16 protein-coding genes and 2 pseudogenes are annotated in these 18285 nt (G+C 69.1%); 4 read left to right on the top strand and 14 right to left on the bottom strand.

All coding sequences use genetic code 11. The features are described from left to right. Positions 1-31 precede the first annotated feature (31 nt). Positions 32-1195: a glutamate--cysteine ligase gene (locus tag BG28_RS01080; protein WP_036473285.1), complete on the top strand. Its 1164-nt coding sequence runs from the start codon at positions 32-34 to the stop codon at positions 1193-1195. Here the strand turns inward: BG28_RS01080 and BG28_RS01075 are convergent, their stop codons facing one another. The 8 genes from BG28_RS01075 to glmS form a co-directional block, all read right to left on the bottom strand. Next, complete coding sequence (locus tag BG28_RS01075; protein ID WP_036473284.1) at positions 1196-2371, bottom strand: tRNA (adenosine(37)-N6)-threonylcarbamoyltransferase complex transferase subunit TsaD; 1176 nt, start codon at positions 2369-2371, stop codon at positions 1196-1198. Then, a complete protein-coding gene (rimI, locus tag BG28_RS01070; RefSeq protein ID WP_235180902.1) occupies positions 2368-2976 on the bottom strand; it encodes a ribosomal protein S18-alanine N-acetyltransferase in 609 nt (202 codons plus the stop codon). Before rimI ends, BG28_RS01075 begins: the two co-directional genes overlap by 4 nt. Next, positions 2973-3701 carry a tRNA (adenosine(37)-N6)-threonylcarbamoyltransferase complex dimerization subunit type 1 TsaB gene (gene tsaB, locus BG28_RS01065; protein WP_036473283.1) on the bottom strand — a complete coding sequence of 243 codons (729 nt, stop codon included), beginning with the start codon at positions 3699-3701 and terminating at the stop codon, positions 2973-2975. Before tsaB ends, rimI begins: the two co-directional genes overlap by 4 nt. A gap of 17 nt (positions 3702-3718) precedes the next feature. Continuing rightward, positions 3719-4309: a tRNA (adenosine(37)-N6)-threonylcarbamoyltransferase complex ATPase subunit type 1 TsaE gene (gene tsaE / locus BG28_RS01060; protein WP_152539169.1), complete on the bottom strand. Its 591-nt coding sequence runs from the start codon at positions 4307-4309 to the stop codon at positions 3719-3721. Beyond that, complete coding sequence (gene alr / locus BG28_RS01055; RefSeq protein WP_036473281.1) at positions 4306-5508, bottom strand: alanine racemase; 1203 nt, start codon at positions 5506-5508, stop codon at positions 4306-4308. The genes tsaE and alr overlap by 4 nt, the downstream gene beginning before the upstream one ends. Positions 5509-5553: 45 nt before the next feature. Next, on the bottom strand, positions 5554-7038 hold the full coding sequence (locus tag BG28_RS01050) for an NAD(P)H-hydrate dehydratase (RefSeq protein WP_051500777.1): 1485 nt from the start codon (positions 7036-7038) through the stop codon (positions 5554-5556). Positions 7039-7040: 2 nt separating this feature from the next. Next, the gene (locus BG28_RS01045) at positions 7041-7391 is read right to left on the bottom strand and encodes a holo-ACP synthase (RefSeq protein WP_036473539.1); all 351 of its coding nucleotides are present in this window, start codon (positions 7389-7391) and stop codon (positions 7041-7043) included. Positions 7392-7486: 95 nt separating this feature from the next. Beyond that, positions 7487-9358 (bottom strand): glutamine--fructose-6-phosphate transaminase (isomerizing), encoded by a 1872-nt coding sequence (gene glmS / locus BG28_RS01040; RefSeq protein WP_036473279.1) that lies wholly within the window; start codon positions 9356-9358, stop codon positions 7487-7489. Positions 9359-9444: 86 nt separating this feature from the next. Here glmS and coaA point away from each other — a divergent pair, with 86 nt between their 5' ends. The 3 genes from coaA to mscL all read left to right on the top strand — a co-directional run bounded on the left by coaA (position 9445) and on the right by mscL (position 12073). After that, a complete protein-coding gene (gene coaA / locus BG28_RS01035) occupies positions 9445-10434 on the top strand; it encodes a type I pantothenate kinase (RefSeq protein ID WP_051500804.1) in 990 nt (329 codons plus the stop codon). 84 nt (positions 10435-10518) lie between these two features. Continuing rightward, positions 10519-11457 (top strand): D-alanyl-D-alanine carboxypeptidase family protein, encoded by a 939-nt coding sequence (locus BG28_RS01030; protein WP_152539168.1) that lies wholly within the window; start codon positions 10519-10521, stop codon positions 11455-11457. Positions 11458-11542: 85 nt separating this feature from the next. Beyond that, positions 11543-12073, top strand: a complete 531-nt coding sequence (mscL, locus tag BG28_RS01025; protein ID WP_084479291.1) for a large conductance mechanosensitive channel protein MscL — start codon at positions 11543-11545, stop codon at positions 12071-12073. 70 nt (positions 12074-12143) lie between these two features. Here the strand turns inward: mscL and glmM are convergent, their stop codons facing one another. The 6 genes and pseudogenes from glmM to rplQ form a co-directional block, all read right to left on the bottom strand. Continuing rightward, on the bottom strand, positions 12144-13496 hold the full coding sequence (gene glmM / locus BG28_RS01020) for a phosphoglucosamine mutase (protein WP_036473277.1): 1353 nt from the start codon (positions 13494-13496) through the stop codon (positions 12144-12146). 114 nt (positions 13497-13610) lie between these two features. Next, complete coding sequence (gene rpsI, locus BG28_RS01015) at positions 13611-14108, bottom strand: 30S ribosomal protein S9 (RefSeq protein WP_036473276.1); 498 nt, start codon at positions 14106-14108, stop codon at positions 13611-13613. A gap of 37 nt (positions 14109-14145) precedes the next feature. Beyond that, positions 14146-14589 (bottom strand): 50S ribosomal protein L13, encoded by a 444-nt coding sequence (gene rplM / locus BG28_RS01010; RefSeq protein ID WP_036473275.1) that lies wholly within the window; start codon positions 14587-14589, stop codon positions 14146-14148. Between the two features lie 434 nt (positions 14590-15023). Then, positions 15024-16486: pseudogene (locus BG28_RS01005) on the bottom strand (sugar porter family MFS transporter). 225 nt (positions 16487-16711) lie between these two features. Further along, a pseudogene (locus BG28_RS01000) lies at positions 16712-17592 on the bottom strand (tRNA pseudouridine(38-40) synthase TruA). A 119-nt stretch (positions 17593-17711) separates the two neighbouring features. Then, the gene (gene rplQ / locus BG28_RS00995) at positions 17712-18257 is read right to left on the bottom strand and encodes a 50S ribosomal protein L17 (RefSeq protein WP_036473274.1); all 546 of its coding nucleotides are present in this window, start codon (positions 18255-18257) and stop codon (positions 17712-17714) included. Between the last annotated feature and the right edge of the window lie 28 nt (positions 18258-18285).

The raw sequence follows: 18285 nt of genomic DNA, 5'->3' as shown, positions 1-18285 counted from the left end.
GCCGCCGGCCCTGACACCCTGAGGAGCCAAGTTGGAACTACCCTTCGCGCAGTCACGACGTTCCACCCTGGGCCTCGAGTGGGAGCTGGCCCTGGTGGATCGGCAATCCGGAGATCTCCGGTCCGTGGCGGACCAGATCCTGCGGTCCTGTCACGAGGACCTGCCGGATCTGGGCCCGGAGGACGAGCACCCCTACGTGAAGCAGGAGCTGCTGACCAACACCGTGGAGCTGATCACCGATGTCTGCCCGGATGTGAACACCGGGGTGGATCAGCTGCGCGAGACCGCCAGCAACGTGATGCGCCACTGTGAGCCGCTCGACGTCGAGCTCTACTGCCAGGGCTCCCATCCCTTCGCCGCACCCACCGAGCAGGAGGTGACGGATAAAGAGCGCTACGCGGAGCTGATCCGGCGCACCCAGTGGTGGGGCCGGCAGATGGTGATCTACGGGGTACACGTGCACGTGGGCCTCGATGACGTGGCCCAGGCGATGCCGGCGGTCAACGCCCTGTGCAACTACAACGCCCATTTCCAGGCGCTGACCGCCTCCTCGCCCTACTGGTCGGGTGAGGACACCGGATACGCCTCGCAGCGGGCGCTGGTCTTCCAGCAGCTGCCCACCGCCGGTGCGTCCTTCCAGTTCGAGGAATGGTCCGGCTATGAGCGGGCCGTCAGCGACCTGGAGCACACCGGCGTGATCAAAGATGTCACCGAGGTGCGCTGGGACGTGCGTGCCGTGCCGCGGCTGGGCACCGTGGAGCTGCGGGTCTGTGACGGTCTCGCCACGCTCGAAGAGATCGCCGGGGTCGCGGCGCTCACCCAGTGCATCGTGCACTCCACGGTCAAGGACCTGGAGAACGGCGGCAAGGTGGTCTCGATGCCGCCATGGTTCGTGCAGGAGAACAAATGGCGCGCCGCGCGCTACGGCCTGGACGCCGAGATCATCCTCAACGCCGAAGGTGACGAGATGCTGGTCACCGATCACCTTCAGCAGGAGCTGAACCGGCTGGAACCGGTGGCCAAGGAGCTCGGCTGCGCCGATGAGCTCGCCCTGGTCGAGCAGATGATGCGCGAAGGCGCCGGCTATATCCGTCAGCGCCAGGTCGCGGAGACCCACCAGGGGGATCTGCGGCAGGTGGTGCTCGACGCGGCCGCCAGGACCCGGATGTCGATCAACGGTCCGCGGCGGGTCTGATCAGACGCTGATCTGCTGCACCGGCTGGGAGGAATCGGCCGGGATCTGCAGCGAGGAGGGCGTGACTCCGGCGGCGACGAGCTGCGCGCCCAGGGCAGCGACCATGGCACCGTTGTCGGTGCACAGGCTCACCGGCGGGATCCGAAGCTCGAGGCCGGCGGCGGCGCAACGCTGCGCCAGCAGCTCGCGCAGCCGCTGGTTCGCCGCGACTCCCCCGCCCAGCATCAGCGTGGTGATGCCGTGTTCCAGGCTGGCGCGCACCGCCTTGGCGGTGATCACATCCACCACCGCCTCCTGGAAGCTGGCGGCGATGTCTGCCACCGGGACCGGCCGGCCGGAGGCCTCGAACTGCTCCACAGCGCGCGCCACCGCGGTCTTGAGCCCGGAGAAGGACCAGTTGTGCCGATGCTTCCCCGGGTTCTGCGCGGAGCCTTCGAACTTCGGCATGGTCAGGCCGCGCGGGAAGCGGAAGGCGTGTGGGTCCCCGGCCACCGCGGCGGTGTCGATCGCTGGCCCGCCGGGGTAGCCCAGTCCCAGCAGCCGGGCGGTCTTGTCGAAGGCCTCACCGGCAGCGTCGTCGATCGTCGAGCCCAGCAGCTCCACGTCGCTGGTCAGCGAGCCGACTCGAAGGATTTCGGTGTGGCCGCCGGAGACCAGCAGCGCCCCGGTGTTCTCCGGCAGCCTGCGCATGCCTCGCGGCCCAGCCTCGGGCTCAGCGCCGGGGTTGCCGGCGCGGTGCCCGGAGGGCTCTTCGACAGGGCCACCGGAGGGATTCTCGTGGGGGTCCAGCAGCCCGACGCCGACGTGGGCAACCAGGTGATTGACTCCGTAGAGCGGTTTGTCCGCCGCCAGGGCGAGCCCCTTCGCGGCGGAGAGCCCGACCATCAGCGCTCCGGCGAGCCCGGGGCCGGAGGTGACGGCGATCGCGTCCACCTCGTGCAGCTCGATCCCGGCGGTCTCCAGCGCCTCACGCAGCGTCGGGAGGAAGGCCTCGAGGTGGGCGCGGGCCGCGATCTCCGGGATCACGCCGCCGAAGCGGACGTGTTCCTCCATAGAGGAGGCGACGGTGTTCGCCAGCAGTTCGGTCCCGCGGACGATCCCAATCCCGGTCTCGTCGCAGGAGGTCTCGATGCCGAGCACCAGCGGGGCGCTGCGGGCTGAGAAGGTCTCGCTCATGTGAAGGGACTCCTGAGATCTGCTGCCGAGCTGGGTGCGGTGAGGTCGATCAGCGGCTTCGCCATGATCAACGCATCTTCGCCGTCCGGGTAGTACTGCGCCCGGGTATGGATGCGGCTGAAGCCCTCACGGCGATACAGCGCCTGCGCCCCCGGGTTGTCCGAACGGACCTCGAGCAGGATCTGCTCGGCGGACTGCTCTCGGGCCGAGCTGATCAGCAGGCGCAGCAGACGGGTGCCGAGTCCGTGACCCTGGGACTCGGGGGCCACTGCCAGGGTCTGCACATCGGCCAGCGGCAGCACGCACATCATGCCGGCGTAGCCGGAGAGCCGGCCCCCGGCGTCCCGGGCCACCCAGTATCGACGGGTGGGTTCGGCACCCGGGCCGGAGGCGGTGTGTGCCAGTTCGTCGTAGAAGAAGCTCTCCGGCCAGGCGTCCTGCGGGAAGAGCCGGTGCTCCAGCGCGAGCACCTCGTCCACGTCAAGGGCCGTCATCGGAGTGAGGCCGAAAGCCTCGGCTGCGGGGGACGGCGTGGGCGGCGGGGTCTTGGGGTCCGGCGGGGACGGCGAGGTATTGGGGTCCGGCGGCGGGGTCGTGCCGGTCATGACGCCTGCTTCGCGCGCATCTGGGCCGGGACCTTGGCGTCGGACTCGCGCAGGTACAGCGGAAGCGGCTCGCGCAGCCCCGTCCCGGCGGCAGCAGCCGTCGGTTCCCCGCTGCGCTGCGGCTCTGGGATCTGCCCCAGCTGACGCTGGGCGAGCTGGCCCAGCTCCACCGCATCGGGCAGCCAGTGTGATTCCGCCGCCCCACGAGCAGTGAGGTCTTGCGGATACAGACTGGCACCCACCCCGACCACCGGGAGCTCGGGCAGCTCGGTGGCGGCGCTGACCCGGGGGCCCTCGAGCAGCTCGGCGAACCCGTGGGCGTCGGCACGGTAGCGGGCCCAGTAGACCTCGCGGCGGCGGGCGTCGCTGGCGACCAGGAACTCTCCCGATGCCGAGGTTCCCGACTCAGCCGGCTGGTTCACGGCGCGCTGCGCCAAGGAGTCCAGGCTGCACACTCCATAGAGCGCGACGCCCCAGACCTCGGCGAGCGACTGCGCCAGCGCGAGACCGACCCGCAGTCCGGTGAACGGGCCCGGGCCCACTCCGACGACGACGCCGCGCAGCCCGGCACCGGTCGCCTCGGCGTCGCGCATCGTGAGCGCCACCGCCTCGGCGAGCACCTCGGCATGGGTCGTCGTCTCAGCGGTGCGCCATTGGGCGCGCACCCCACCGGCGTCGAGCACGGCCACGGAGGCGCCGGCAGAGGAGTCGATCGCAAGAATCACCCCTCCATGGTAGTTCCTCACAGCTGCGGGGGCTGAACCCAGGCAGGCCCGTAGCCGCGCAGCACGGCGCGCCGTCGGGACCCCAGCAGATCGGCCTCGGTCTCGGAGAAGTCGGTGATGATCCCGGCATTCCCGGGGGAATCCTGCGGGGTGGCCTCCGCCTGCGAATCCCTGATCAACTCGAGGTCCAGCCAGGATCCCGCCGTTCCGACCAGTGCCGCCTCGACCATTCCGCGGCCCCATTCCACCACGGTCACGGAATCGGCCATGGTGGAGCTCAGATCCAGAGATTCCAGGCCCTCCGGGTCGGTGCGGTAGGCGTCCACATGCACCAGGTCGGGCCCCAGGCCCTGCCCCCGGTGGATGCGGCTGAGGATGAAGGTCGGGGAACTGATCATCCCGCTGACTCCCAGTGCGCCGCCCAGGGACTGGGTGAAGGTGGTCTTGCCCGCCCCGAGACCTCCGGTGAGCACCAGCAGCGCACCCGGCCTGAGCAGTCCGGCGAGATCTGCGGCGAACCTGGCCGTGGCCTCCAGGTCTTCCAGGACCACTTCGATGCTCCACAGCTGCCCCTCCAGGGGTGCGGCCGGGCTCTGCAGGCCGCTCATGCGGAGCCCTGCTGCGGGGTGGCGGCGGAGGGGGCCTGCTCGGAGTCCAGGACCACGCGCGGCACGCGTTCCCCGATCCGGGTGATGATCTCGTAGTTGGTCGTTCCGGCCGCGCTGCCCCAGTCCGCGGCCTCGATCCCGGAGTCTCCCCCGAAGATCACCACCTCGTCTCCGACCTGGACCGGGGTGTCAAGCTCCTCGAGGTCGACCACGAACTGGTCCATCGCCACCCGGCCCACCGACTGGTAGCGCCGGCCGTTGATCCACACCGGGGCGTGGACCGCCACCCGGGGGATCCCGTCGGCGTAGCCCAGGGGAACCAGCGCCAGGCTGGTGGGCCGGTCCACCCGGTGGGTGAGTCCATAGCTGATCCCCTGGCCGGTCGGGACCTGCTTGACGTTGGCCACGGTGGTGCGCAGCTCCATCGCCGGACGCAGTCCCAGGTCTTCTGCGGTCCGGTCGGCGAAGGGGCTGTGCCCGTAGACCCCGACTCCGACACGCACCATGTCGAAATGTGCGTCCGGGCGAGAGAAGGCGGCCGGCGTGTTCGCCACATGGCGAAGGTCCGGCACGATCCGGTGCTCCTGCGCCACCTCGAGCGCGTGGCGGTACACCTCCAGCTGGTCATCGGTCTCCCGGCGGTCAGGCTCGTCGGCCACGGCGAGATGGGTGAAGATGCCCTCCACGCTGATCAGACCGCGCTCTTGGCACTGCGCGGCGAGGCTCAGCAGCTCGGGCCACTGCTCCACGGTGCAGCCGTTGCGGCCCAGTCCGGTGTCGATCTTCAGGTGCACGCGGGCCGGCTTCTGCAGGGCCTCTGCCGCGCGGGCCACGTGGTGGATCTCCCAGCCGGAGATGCCCAGATCGATGTGTTCGGTGATGGCCGCGGCGAAGTCGGTCCCGCGGGTATGGAGCCAGGCCAGGATCGGCGCCTCGATGCCGGCTGCGCGCAGCACCAGCGCCTCGCTGACATGGGCGGTGCCCAGCCAGTCTGCTCCCCCCTCGAGCGCGGCCCGGGCCGCGGTGACCGCTCCGTGCCCGTAGCCCTCGGCCTTCACAGCTACCAGCACCTTGGCCGGATGCACGTAGGAGGCGATGGTGCGCACGTTGTGCCGGATCGCGGCGGGGTCGATCACGGCCGCGCGCTCGACGGCCTCGGGAAGACGGGGGGTGGCGCGGGGGTCGCCGATGATGCTCATGGAACCACCCTATCGAGAGCCGCGGACACAGGTGCGGCGCGGTGGCTACTCGCGCAGCGCGCCGATGAGCGCGCTGGCTCCGAAGTGTCCCCGGCCGTGGGGATCCAGACGCTGAGCGGCGGCGGCGTGGAGCCGGGCGCCCTCGGCGGCGATCCGGGAAAAGTCCAGGTCCTGCACGCTCGACGCGGTGGCCAGCAGCGCCCCGATGATCCCGGTCAGAACGTCGCCGGTGCCGGCGGTGGCCAGACCGGGGGTCGCGGAGCGCACGATCAGCGGTGCCGCGCCGTCGGGTCCTGCCACCACGGTGCTGGGTCCTTTGAGCAGGACCGTGGCGCCGAGGGTCGCGGCCAGCGCGCGGGCGGACTCCAGGGTGTCAGGCTCCCCGGCGAGCAGCCGCTGCAGGGGCTGGTCCTCCAACGCCTCGGCAATCCGGCGGGCCTCGCCCAGGTGCGGGGTCAGGATCAGCTGAGCGCCGAGTCCGCCGGAGCTGAGCAGATCGCCGCGGAGCAGCTCCAGACCGGTGGCGTCGAGCACGCAGGGCATCTGGGCCTCCACGGTGGCGCGCAGCATGGTCTCGGCCTCCACCTGGCGGGAGCGGTCGCGTCCGAGGCCCGGCCCGATCGCGGCGGCGGTGGCGCCCTCGATGGCCTTCTCGGCCCGGCCCTGACTCATCACGGCCTCGGGCCAGGACTGCAGCACCGCGGAGGAGACGCTGGGCTCGGCCTTCAGCCGGACCATCCCGACCCCGGAGGTGATGGCCGCACCCACGGTCAGCTCCGCGGCTCCGGGGAACTGCGCGGAGCCGGCCACCACCTGAAGGATTCCGCGACTGTACTTGTGGTCCCCCGGTCGCGGTCGCGGAGCGCTGAGCTCGGGACCGGTCAGCTCCCAGGCGGCGGGGCCTGGCAGCTGGTCTTGGAGCCCGATGTCCACGGTGCGGATCTCCCCGCTGAGCAGGCCTCCCTCCCCCAGCAGCAGCCCCAGCTTCGCGGCACCGAAGCTGACGGTGTGCTGGGCGGGGATCGCGTCACCGGGGCAGCGGCCCGTGTCCGCCTCGACCCCGGAGGGGATGTCGCAGGCGACGACTGTGCTGGTGCTGGCCGCGGCGCTCAGCCCTGGGACCTCCGGGAGGCTGAGCCCGCCGCGGGCGCCGGTGCCCAGGATCGCGTCGATGAGCACCGTGGTATTCGGCGGGACATCCGCACGCAGTCGTCCCCCAGCACGGAGGAAGGCTTCCAGCGCCTGCGGGTGGGCGCGCTCGGCCACCAGCACCGCCTGTGCGTCGACGCCGCGGGAACGCAGCTCGGCCAGCGCGTAGAGTCCGTCGCCGCCGTTGTTTCCGGAGCCGATCAGGCCCACGACTCGGGCGCCGTAGATCCCGTCGGCGCGGCGCAAGAGATCCAGCACCTGGCTGGCCAGGCCGTAGGCGGCCCGCCGCATCAGGGCGGGACCCTGGCCGGCCTCGAGCAGGGGCAGCTCGGCGGAGCGAACCTGGGTGCCGGAGTAGAGCGGAAGCAAGGCTGCGGTCATGATCAGCCCTCTGCGACCACCATGGCGGTGGCCACGTCGCCGTCGTGGGAGAGCGAGAGGTGCCAGCGTTTGACACCCTTGGACTCGGCCACCTGCTCCACGGTCCCTGAGACCTTGACATGCGGTGCTCCGGAGGAGTCCATGACCACCTGGCAGTCCTGCCAGTTCATGCCCGCCGGGGCGCCCAGCGCCTTGGCCACCGCCTCCTTCGCCGCGAAGCGCGCGGCGAGCGAGCGGGTGTTGAGCTCACGCTCGGCCGGGACGAAGAGTCGCTGCCGCAGAGCCGGGGTTCGGCGCAGCTGATGTTCGAACCTGGTCACCAGGACCACGTCGACGCCGATTCCGACGATCATGTGCTGCTCCTTCTTCCGCGGGATCACGCTCAGCTGCAGGGGCACCCCCCGCTGTGCGGCTCGCGCCGCGCAGCGGGTCACTTCAATATCGATGGTCACTCCACGGTGACCGACTTGGCCAGGTTGCGCGGCTGGTCGACGTCGTAGCCCTTCTCGGCGGCCAGAGCACAGGCAAAGATCTGCAGCGGGACGGTGGTCAGCAGCGGCATCAGCAGCGGCTGGGTCTCCGGGACGTAGAAGACCGTCTCGGAGTAGTCCACGACGTCAGCGTCGCCGGTCTCGGCCACGGTGATCGTCTTGGCGCCGCGGGCGCGGACCTCCTGGATGTTGGAGACCACCTTGGCGTGCAGCGAGTCGCGGCCGCGCGGAGAGGGGACCACCACGAAGACCGGCTGGCCCTCGTCGATCAGCGCGATCGGACCGTGCTTGAGCTCGCCGGCGGCGAAGCCCTCGGCGTGGATGTAGGCGATCTCCTTGAGCTTGAGCGCGCCCTCCATCGCCACCGGGTAGCCGACGTGGCGTCCGAGGAAGAGCACCGAGGGGGCCTGGGCCATCTCGCGAGCGAGCTCGCGGATCTGCTCGCCGCCGTCCAGGACTTCCTGGATCTTGGCGGGGATCTTGTGCAGATCAGCCAGGATGTCCTCGATCTCGCCCTGGAAGAGCTTCCCGCGCAGCTGCGCCATGTAGAGGCCCAGCAGGTAGGAGGCGGTGATCTGGGCGAGGAAGGCCTTGGTGGAGGCCACCGCGATCTCGGGTCCGGCGTGGGTGTAGAGCACCGCGTCGGATTCACGCGGGATGGTGGATCCGTTGGTGTTGCAGATCGCCAGGGTCCGGGCGCCCTGCTCCTTGGCGTAGCGGACCGCCATCAGGGTGTCCATGGTCTCTCCGGACTGGGAGAGCGAGACGATCAGTGTGGAGTCATCGATGATCGGGTCGCGGTAGCGGAACTCGTGGCTGAGCTCCACCTCCACGGGCACGCGCACCCAGTGCTCGATGGCGTACTTCGCGACCATGCCGGCGTAGGCGGAGGTGCCGCAGGCCAGCACGATGATCTTGGAGATGCCCTTGAGCTCTTCAGGGTCGATGCGCAGTTCGTCGAGCACCAGGCGGCCGGAGGCGTCGGTGCGGCCCAGCAGGGTGTCCTCCACGGCCTTGGGCTGGTCGTGGATCTCCTTCTCCATGAAGGTGCCGTAGCCGCCCTTCTCGGCGGCGGCGGCGTCCCAGTTCACCGAGAAGCGCTTGCCCTCCGCGGGGGTGCCGTCGAAGTTGATGATCGCGACGTCCTCGGTGGTGATGGTCACGACCTGGTCCTGCTCGAGCTCCACGGCCTCACGGGTGAAGTCGATGAAGCCGGAGACGTCGGAGCCGAGGAAGTTCTCCCCCTCGCCCAGGCCCACCACCAGCGGTGAGTTCCGGCGCGAGGCGACCACGCGGTCAGGCTGGTCGGCGTGGACCGCGAGCAGCGTGAAGGCGCCTTCGAGCTCGCTGGCGGCCAGGCGCATCGCTTCGGTCAGGTCCCCCGCAGCCGAGCCGGTGAAGTACTGACCGATCAGCTTCGCGGCCACCTCGGTGTCGGTCTGGGAGCTGAACTCCTCGCCGGTGGCGACGAGCTTGGCCTTGAGCTGGGCGAAGTTCTCGATGATGCCGTTGTGGATCACTGCGAGCTTGCCGTCGTCGGCCAGGTGCGGGTGTGCGTTCGCGTCGTTGGGCGCGCCGTGGGTGGCCCAGCGGGTGTGACCGATGCCCACCGAAGCCTCGGGCATCGGGGCCTCGTCGATCTCCGCCAGGAGGTTGGCGAGCTTGCCGGACTTCTTCCGCGTCGAGACGCTCCCGGCCGTCACGGTCGCCACGCCCGCGGAGTCGTATCCGCGGTACTCCAGACGGCGGAGGCCCTCTAGGAGCACATCAAGTGCTGAGTGCTGACTGGTCTTCTCGGGCAGGCCTATATAGCCGACGATTCCACACATGAGGGATAGCGTATCGTGTCAACGTGTCTGAACGCCCATCCGAAGATCCTCATCCGCGCGCCTCCACGGGACCGCTGCCGGCCCTGGTGGCGGGCACCGCACCCTGGGCGGGCTCCCCGTACAAGCCGGATCAGCCGAACACCTCGCACTCGCCCTTCGCGGAGCTTGACCGCCAGGCCTGGGCCCGGTTGGCCGACACCATCGAACAGCCGCTGAACCAGGACGACGTGGACCGGCTGCGCGGCATCGGTGAGCACCTCTCGCTCAACGAGGTCGAGCAGATCTACCTGCCGCTGAGTCGGCTGCTCTCGATCTATGTGGAGTCTGCGGCGCAGCTGCGCTCTGCGGCGAACGAGTTCCTCGGCGAGCAGACCCTGCGCACCCCCTTTGTCATCGGGGTGGCCGGATCGGTGGCGGTGGGCAAGTCCACCACCGCCCGCGTGCTTCAGGAGATGCTGCGCCGCTGGCCCTCGACCCCCAGGGTGGAGCTGGTGACCACCGACGGCTTCCTGTATCCCAACGCCGAGCTGCAGCGCCGCGGCCTGATGGACCGCAAGGGCTTCCCGGAGGCCTACGACCGCAGGGCGCTGCTGCGCATGGTCTCCGAGGTGAAGTCCGGCAAGCCCGAGGTGCGCGCCCCGTGGTACTCCCACCTGGTCTACGACATCGTCCCGGACCGTGAAGTGGTGATTCGCCAGCCCGATGTGCTCATCGTCGAGGGCCTCAACGTGCTCCAGCCGGCACGGGTGCGCGAGGACGGCACCACCGGTCTGGCGCTGAGCGACTTCTTCGACTTCTCGATCTATGTCGATGCCAAGCCCAAGCACATCGAGCAGTGGTACGTGGACCGGTTCATGCGCTGGCGCGACGGCGCGTTCGCCGATCCGCAGAGCTACTTCCACCAGTACTCCTTCCTCGACGACCAGCAGGCGCAGGCGCGCGCCTCCGAGATCTGGAACCGGATCAACGGTCCGAACCTGCGCGCCAACATCGCCCCGACCCGCTCCCGAGCCCGGCTGGTGATGGCCAAGGGTGAGGATCACTCGGTCTCCCGCGTCCTGCTGCGCAAGGTCTGACGCCTCGAACATGGTTCTGCCCCGCTTCGTCTACACCTCCACCGCCGCCCGCATGCTGCCCAGTCCTTGCCGAGGGGGCGCCTGATGTCGAAAGCACGGCTGAGCCCGGACGGGCGTCGTCAATGGCAGCAGCAGCAGCAGGCCCGCCGCGCCCGGATGTACCGGCGACGTCGCGTGTTGGTGGCTCTGCTGCTCCTCGGCGCGCTCGCGCTGACCGTCTTCCTGCTGCCCCGGGCCTGGGACGGGGTGCGTGCCGCGCTGGACGTGGACCAGACGCTCTCCGAGGTGCGCGGGGACCAGGTCCCGGATGCCCAGGACGCGTCTCCGGACTCCGAGCAGACCCCCGAGCCCGCTCCAGAGGCAAGCCCAGAGCCCTCTCCGGAGCCGTCCCCGGAGCGCGCCAGCGAGCCCTCCTGGGACCCGGACTCCATCCATGTCCTGGTGAACCCGCAGAATCCGCTGGAGCCCGAGGACTACGCCCCCACAGACCTGGAGGTTCCGGAGGTCCGCACGACCACCGAGAACCAGCTGATGCTGCGCGAACCCGCCGCCGAGGCGCTCGAGCAGCTCATCGCCGCCGCGGCGGAGGATGGCCAGGTCCTCGCCATGACCAGTGGCTACCGGTCCTATGACGCGCAGGTGAGCTTGTATGCGAACCGCCACGCGTCTGTGGGCACCGAAGCCACCGACGAGCTCGTGGCTCGGCCCGGCTACTCGGAGCACCAGACCGGGCTGGCGGCCGATGTGATCAGCATCGAGAACCCCGAATGCATCCAGGGGCACTGCTTCGCGGAGACCCCGGAGGGCCAGTGGGTGGCGGAGCACGCCGCAGACCATGGATTCGTGATCCGGTATCTGGAAGGGGCCGAACAGATCACCGGCTACGAGTTTGAGCCCTGGCATCTGCGCTATGTCGGTGAGGAGACCGCGCAGGAGGTCTCCGCCGAGGGACTCACCCTGGAGGAGTACTGGGACCAGCCGGCGGCTGCGGAGTACGACGACGCCGAGCCTGCCCTGCCCTGAGGCGCACCGTGAGCCCCTGCTGAGCACCCCGGGGGCGCCCGATGCCGACCCGGTCAGCGGGTTCTCGGTGTCCTAGACTTCTTCCATGCTCAAGGGATTCAGACTCTTCATCACGCGCGGAAGCGTCGTGGACCTGGCCACCGCGGTGGTCATCGGCACCGCGTTCACCGCAGTCGTCACCGCACTGGTGGAGAGCGTGCTGATGCCCCTGATCTCCGCGCTGGTGGGCACCCCCGACTTCGATGACTTCGCGGTGGTGATGCTCAACGACACTCCGATCCGTTTCGGGGTGCTGCTGACCGCCCTGGTGAACTTCCTGCTGATCGCCGGCGCCGTCTACTTCGTGATCATTGCGCCGATGACGCGCATGATCGAGGCCAGGGAGCGCCGCTCACAGGCTGCTCCGCCGGAGGCGGAGGATGAAAACATCTCGCTGCTGCGCGAGATCCGGGATCAGCTCAAGGCCCAGACCGAGGTCACCAATCCCGCGTTCCTCGCCTCCCTGGCCGAGGCCCAGCGGCAGGCGGCCGAGGACGCGGAGCAGCAGAGCACCCAGGGGCCCAGGCGCCATTCGGTGCTCGGCAAGGCCAAAGACGTGGTCTGGGGCAAGGACTGAACCCCACCCCACGTTGAGGGGCACCGCCCCTCGACGGAGAAGGGCACTGCCCCTCGCTGGGGCTATGGGGTCACAGCGCGAGTTCGGCCTTCACGATGTCGGCCAGCGCCTCGGACTCGGCGCGGGCGAGGTCTGCCGTCGGGGCTTCCACCATGACCCGGACCACCGGCTCCGTGCCCGAGGGACGCAGCAGCACCCGGCCGGTGGCGCCCAGTCGGGCCTCGACCTGCGCGACGGCCTCCTGCACCGACTGGTGCGTCTTGACCCGAGTCCGGTCCACGCCCTTGACGTTGATCAGCACCTGTGGAAGCCGAGTCATCGACTCTGCCACGAGGGTCCGGACCGACCTGCCGGTGGCCGCTACCCGGGCGGCGAGCTGCAGCCCGGTGAGCAGTCCGTCACCGGTGGTGGCGTAGTCCGCGAAGATCAGATGCCCCGACTGCTCGCCTCCGAGGTTGTAACCCGCTGCGCGCATCGCGGCGAGCACGTAGCGGTCCCCGACCGCGGTCTCCACCAGCTTGATCCCTGCGGCCTCCATGCCGAGCTTCAGGCCGAGGTTCGACATCACCGTGACGACCAGGGTGTCATCGACCAGGGTGCCGGCTTCCTGCTGCGCGATCGCCAAGACCCCCATGATCTGGTCACCGTCGATGATCTCTCCGGTGTGGTCCACGGCCAGGCAGCGGTCGGCGTCGCCGTCGTGGGCGATGCCCAGGTCGGCTCCATGCTCGCGCACCGCGTCCTGCAGCGGGCCCAGGTGGGTGGAGCCGTAGCCCTCGTTGATGTTCAGACCGTCGGGCTCGGCCCCGATGACGACCACCTCGGCCCCGGCATCGGTGAAGGCCTGGGGCGAGACCCCGGCGGCAGCACCGTGGGCGCAGTCGAGCACGATCTTGAGCCCCTTGAGGCTGACGCCGTTCAGCGAGCGAAGCAGGTGCACCAGGTATCGGTCCTCCGCGTCGGCGAACCGGCTGATCCGCCCGACGTCGGCTCCGGTGGGCCGCGGGGGCGTGCGCCCCATCTCGGTCTCGATGGCGTCCTCGGCGGCGTCGTCGAGCTTGTGGCCGCCCCGGGCCAGGAACTTGATGCCGTTGTCCGGGGCCGGGTTGTGCGAGGCGGAGATCATCACGCCGAAGTCCGCCCCGATGTCGGCGACCAGGAAGGCTGCTGCCGGGGTGGGCAGCACGCCGGCGTCGAAGACATCGACCCCGCTGCTGGCGATGCCGGCCTGCACCGCGGCGGAGATGAACTCCCCGGAGATGCGAGGGTCCCGCGCCACCACTGCGGTGGGCCGGGTGCCGGGGGGCACCTGCTGGTGACCGAGGACGGTTGCTGCTGACTGGGAGAGGGTGAGGGCGAGTTCAGCGGTGAGCAGCTCGTTGGCCACACCGCGCACGCCGTCAGTGCCGAAAAGTCGTGCCATGATGACGGTCAGTCTACTGGGCAGATCCCGCACAGACGCGAAGAACCCCGCCGGAGAGTCTCCGGCGGGGTTCTTCGAGCAGCTGGGGTCAGCACTGGAAACAGTGCTGGGTGATCAGCGCTTGGAGTACTGCGGTGCCTTGCGAGCCTTCTTCAGACCGGCCTTCTTGCGCTCCACCGCACGGGCGTCGCGAGTCAGGAATCCAGCCTTCTTCAGTGCCGCGCGGTTGTGGTCGCGGTCGATCTCGTTCAGCGCCCGGGAGATGCCGAGCCGCAGCGCGCCGGACTGGCCCGAGGGGCCGCCGCCGTCGATGCGGGCAATGACGTCGTAGGCGCCCTTGAGATCGAGCAGGGTGAAGGGATCGTTCACTTCCTGCTGGTGCAGCTTATTGGGGAAGTACTCCTCCAGGCTGCGACCGTTGAGGGTCCAGGTGCCGGTGCCCGGGGTGATGCGGACACGAGCACGTGCGCGCTTGCGTCGACCGATGGCGGCTCCGCCGACGGTCAACGGTGCACGCTCGGACTCGCCGGCGGTCTCCTCGGTGGGGGTTGATTCCGAGGTGTAGCTTGAAAGCTCCTCGGTTTCGGTGAGCTCTTCAGTGTTCTGAGCCACGATTCTCCTTGAAAATTCTAGTGTCGGGTGGCCAGGACTACTGAGTGACCTGGGAGATGTCGAACGGCTTCGGCTGCTGCGCGACGTGCGGGTGCTCTGCACCTGCATAGACGCGCAGCTTCTTCAGCTGAGCCGTTCCGAGCTTGTTATGCGGCAACATGCCCTTGACCGCCTGGTAGGCGGCGCGGGTGGGGTAGCGCTCGACCATCTCGTTGAAGGTCAGCGACTTGATGCCGCCGGGAAAGCCGGAGTGGCGCCAGTAGCGCTTCTTCTCGGCCTTGTCGCCAGTCATGGCGACCTTCTCGGCGTTGATGATGATGACGAAGTCGCCCATGTCCTGGTGTGGGACGAAGGTCGGCTTGTGCTTGCCGCGCAGCAGCGCGGCAGTCTGGGAAGCGAGCCGGCCCAGCACGACGTCAGTCGCGTCGATGACGTGCCACTGGGCGTCGGCGTCGCCAGGCTTCGGGGTGTACGTACGCACGTTGGTATGCCTTCGGTCGATGTTCTACGGTTCAGTGCACTGGACTCTCTGGTGTGTGAGAGGCACCGAGTGTCAGTGACTGTTTCTTCGCGAGTGCGACATCCGGATTCCCAGGTGAGGACTGGGAAAAGACCGGGCCCGTGAGTTCCCCTGCAGTCCGCGGAGGCTGACGACCATGCAACTGAGCCGCCTCGACACGAACCCACGCAAGGGTGGACACGCACAACAACCAACAACTATACAGAGCGCCCCCGCCTTTGAGCAAAGTCACCCTCCAGATCGACTGGCGGTGACCCTCGCTCCGGGCGGGGGCGGTGCTTCTCCGCGGGGCTTCAGCCCCCATCCTGGCGGGGCTTCAGCTCCGATCCTGGCAAGGCTTCAACCCTTATCCAGGCGAGGCTTCAGCCCCATCCGGGGCGGGACCCAGCGCTGGCTCAGCGGGCCTTTGTGGCCCGTGGAGCCTTCTCATAGGCGCCGTCTGACATGTCTTCCAGCTCGCGCCCATTGGTCTCGGGCACCCACTTGAGCACGAAGAACATCGAGAGCAGCGCCGAGGCGGCGTAGAAGCCGTAGGCGAAGACCAGCGAGAACGCCGCCATCTCGGGGAACAGCATCGAGATCAGGAAGTTCGCGGCCCAGTTTGCTGAGGCGGTGACGCCCAATGCCACCGCACGGATCCGGTTGGGGAACATCTCCCCCAGCAGGACCCACATGAAGGGCCCCCAGGTGGCGCCGAAGAAGAGCACGAAGACGTTCGCGGAGACCAGCGCGATCATGCCCCAGGCGCCCGGCAGCGAGACCAGCTCCTCGCCGTCGGCCCCGATCGTGATGATGGCCTGGCTGAACGCCACCGCCATCATGCCCAGACCCAGGGCCATGCCGGCCGAGCCGACGGCCAGCGGGATCCGGCGGCCCACCTTGTCCACGATGATGATGCCGATGACGGTGGCCACGATGTTCACGCTCGTGGTGATGATCTGGACCAGGAAGGCCTGATCCTCCGCGATGCCCACGGCCTGCCAGAGGGTGTTGGAGTAGTAGAAGATGACGTTGATGCCGACGAACTGCTGGAAGACCGCCAGGCCCAGACCGACCCAGACGATGGGGGTCAGCTTGCCGCTGACGATGAGGTCACGGAACTTCTGCCGCGCCTCGAGGTTGATGGTCTCCCGGACCTCCTTGATCTTCTGCGCGATCGCCGTTTCCCCCCGAACGCCCACGATCTCTTCGAGCACCTTCGCGGCCTGCTTCTCCCGGCCACGGGAGATCAGGTAGCGCGGCGATTCGGGGATCGAGGAGGCCAGCAGGCCGTAGAGCAGCGCCGGTCCGGCCTCGAGCAGGAACATCCAGCGCCAGGCCTCCAGTCCGAACCAGAGCTCTTCCGCCGCGCCGTCGGCGACATTGGCGATGAAGGCATTGGAGGAGGCGGCCATGAAGATGCCGACCACGATGGCGAGCTGCCAGGTGGAGCCGAGGCGTCCACGCAGGTGGGTCGGGGCGACCTCGGCGATGTAGGCCGGGGCGATCACCGAGCCATGCCGACGCCGATGCCGCCGAGCACGCGCCAGAGCACCAGGTCCACGGAGCCGAAGGCCAGCCCTGAACCGATCGCTGAGATGAAGAACAGCGCCGCGGCGACCATCATGGCCCGCTGGCGGCCGATCCGGTCCGAGAGGCTGCCACCGGCCCAGGCGCCGATCATGCAGCCCAGCAGTGCGGAGGAGACGGTGAAGCCCACCGCGATGTCAGAGAGGCCGAACTGGGCCTGGATGGGACCCACGGCCCCATTGATCACAGCGGTGTCGAAGCCGAAGAGGAAGCCGCCGAACGCGGCGACCAGGACGACCCACGCGACGCCGCCGATGCCGGAGTCCTGCGAACGAGAGGTGGTGCTCATCTGTGGTTGGTTCCTTTGCAGGTCAGGGATGAGGGCCTTCTTCGGTGAAGGCGAGCCCGAATGAGTATGGCCCTCAACCGTGTTCCACGCCACCCCGGGACTCTGCCGCAGGCTGCGAGGGTAGCCGTGAGACGGCTCCCCCGCCCAGCACTGACAGGGCATCCGGGGTGCAACGACCTGTCTGACACGATATCCTGCTGTGCTTGAGATCACATCAGGGCTGGGCTAATCGTCCTGTTCAGCGCGCTGCCGGCGCGCTCGGGTCTGCGCCGCACGGCGGCCCAGCTGCTCGTCTGGCGGATACGCGACGGACTCCAGGACCAGGCCACCTGGTGGGGCCAGTCGGACCCGCTGGTCCCAGATCGGCTCCTGGAGCCGGCGCATCAGCCAGCCGGGGGCCCGGCGCCCCTCCCCCACGTCCAGGCAGGCCCCCATCAGGGCGCGCACCATATGGTGGCAGAACGCATCGGCGGTGAGCTCGGCGATGATCACCCCGTCGACGTCGCGGCGGATGCTGAAGTCATGCAGCTCCCGGATCGTGGTGCTGCGCTCCCGAGGCCGGCAGAAGCTTCCGTAGTCCAGGAGCCCGGCCGCTGAGGCCGCCTCGAGCCGCATCAGCTCGGCGTCCAGCGGCACCCGGTGCCAGGCCGTGTCGACCCGGCGCAGCGGGTCCCGGCGGGCCGGAGCATCAGCGATCCGGTAGCGGTAGGTGCGGCTCAGCGCGGAGAATCTGGCGTCGAAGTCCTGCGGCACGACGGCGGCGGCGAAGACGACGACGGCTCCGCGCTCACCGTGCAGCACCCCGGTCAGCCGCCGCACCAGCGCTTCCTCCGGGGCGATCCAATGATCTCGACCCAGCTGGGCGTACTCGGCTTCGGTCAGGTCCAGGTGGACCACCTGCCTCGAGCGTGGACGCCGGCGTCGGTGCGCCCGGCCACGATCAGCGGCACCTCGCGTCGAAGCAGGGTCGCCAGCCCCAAGCGCAGGGCACCTTCGACGGTGCGCAGCCCAGGCTGCATCGCCCACCCGTGGAAGGCGCTTCCGTCATAGGCCATGTCCAGGCGCACCCGCATGGTCGGGGCCTGGGGGTCTTCGCGCAGGCTCATGGGCTCCCCTCTGTCCATGCGAGATTCGCGGTTGAATGCGGTGTGGATCTGGACACAGACACGTCAGGCGCCCGCGATCGGTGAGATCGGGGGCGCCTGAGCGGTGCGTGCTGTGAGGTCTACTTCTGGCCCTCGGCCTCAGTGGCCTCAGCCTCAGTGGTCTCGGCCTCAGTGGCCCCAGCCTCTGTGGCCTCAGCCTCTGTGGTCTCGGCCTCAGTGGCCTCGGCCGGCTTCTGGGCGGGGGTCGCGGTGGCCTGTTCGGCCTCCTTGACCACTGCCTGCTTCGGCGAGACCGGCTCCATGACGAGCTCGATGACAGCCATCGGGGCGTTGTCGCCCTTGCGGTTGCCGATCTTCACGATCCGGGTGTAGCCGCCTTCGCGCTCGGCCATGGCCGGGGCGATGACGGTGAACAGCTCGTGGACGATCGCCTGGTTGGTCGCGCTGTTGGCGCTGATCTTGCCGACCACGCGGCGACGGGCGGCGATGTCGCCCTGCTTCGCCATCGTGATCAGACGCTCCGCATAGGGGCGCAGGCGCTTGGCCTTGGTCAGCGTGGTGGTGATCGAGCGGTGCTCGAACAGGTTGGCGGAAAGGTTCGCCAACATCATCTTCTCGTGCGACGGGCTGCCGCCCAGGCGCGGACCCTTGGTGGGGGTAGGCATGGTCTGGTTCTCCTTGAGTGGTGCGCAG

This window comes from Nesterenkonia sp. AN1 (assembly GCF_000582475.1).
Lineage (GTDB): Bacteria > Actinomycetota > Actinomycetes > Actinomycetales > Micrococcaceae > Nesterenkonia > Nesterenkonia aurantiaca.
Note: the sequence above shows the minus strand (reverse complement) of the source record. Positions and strands in the feature narration are given on the sequence as shown.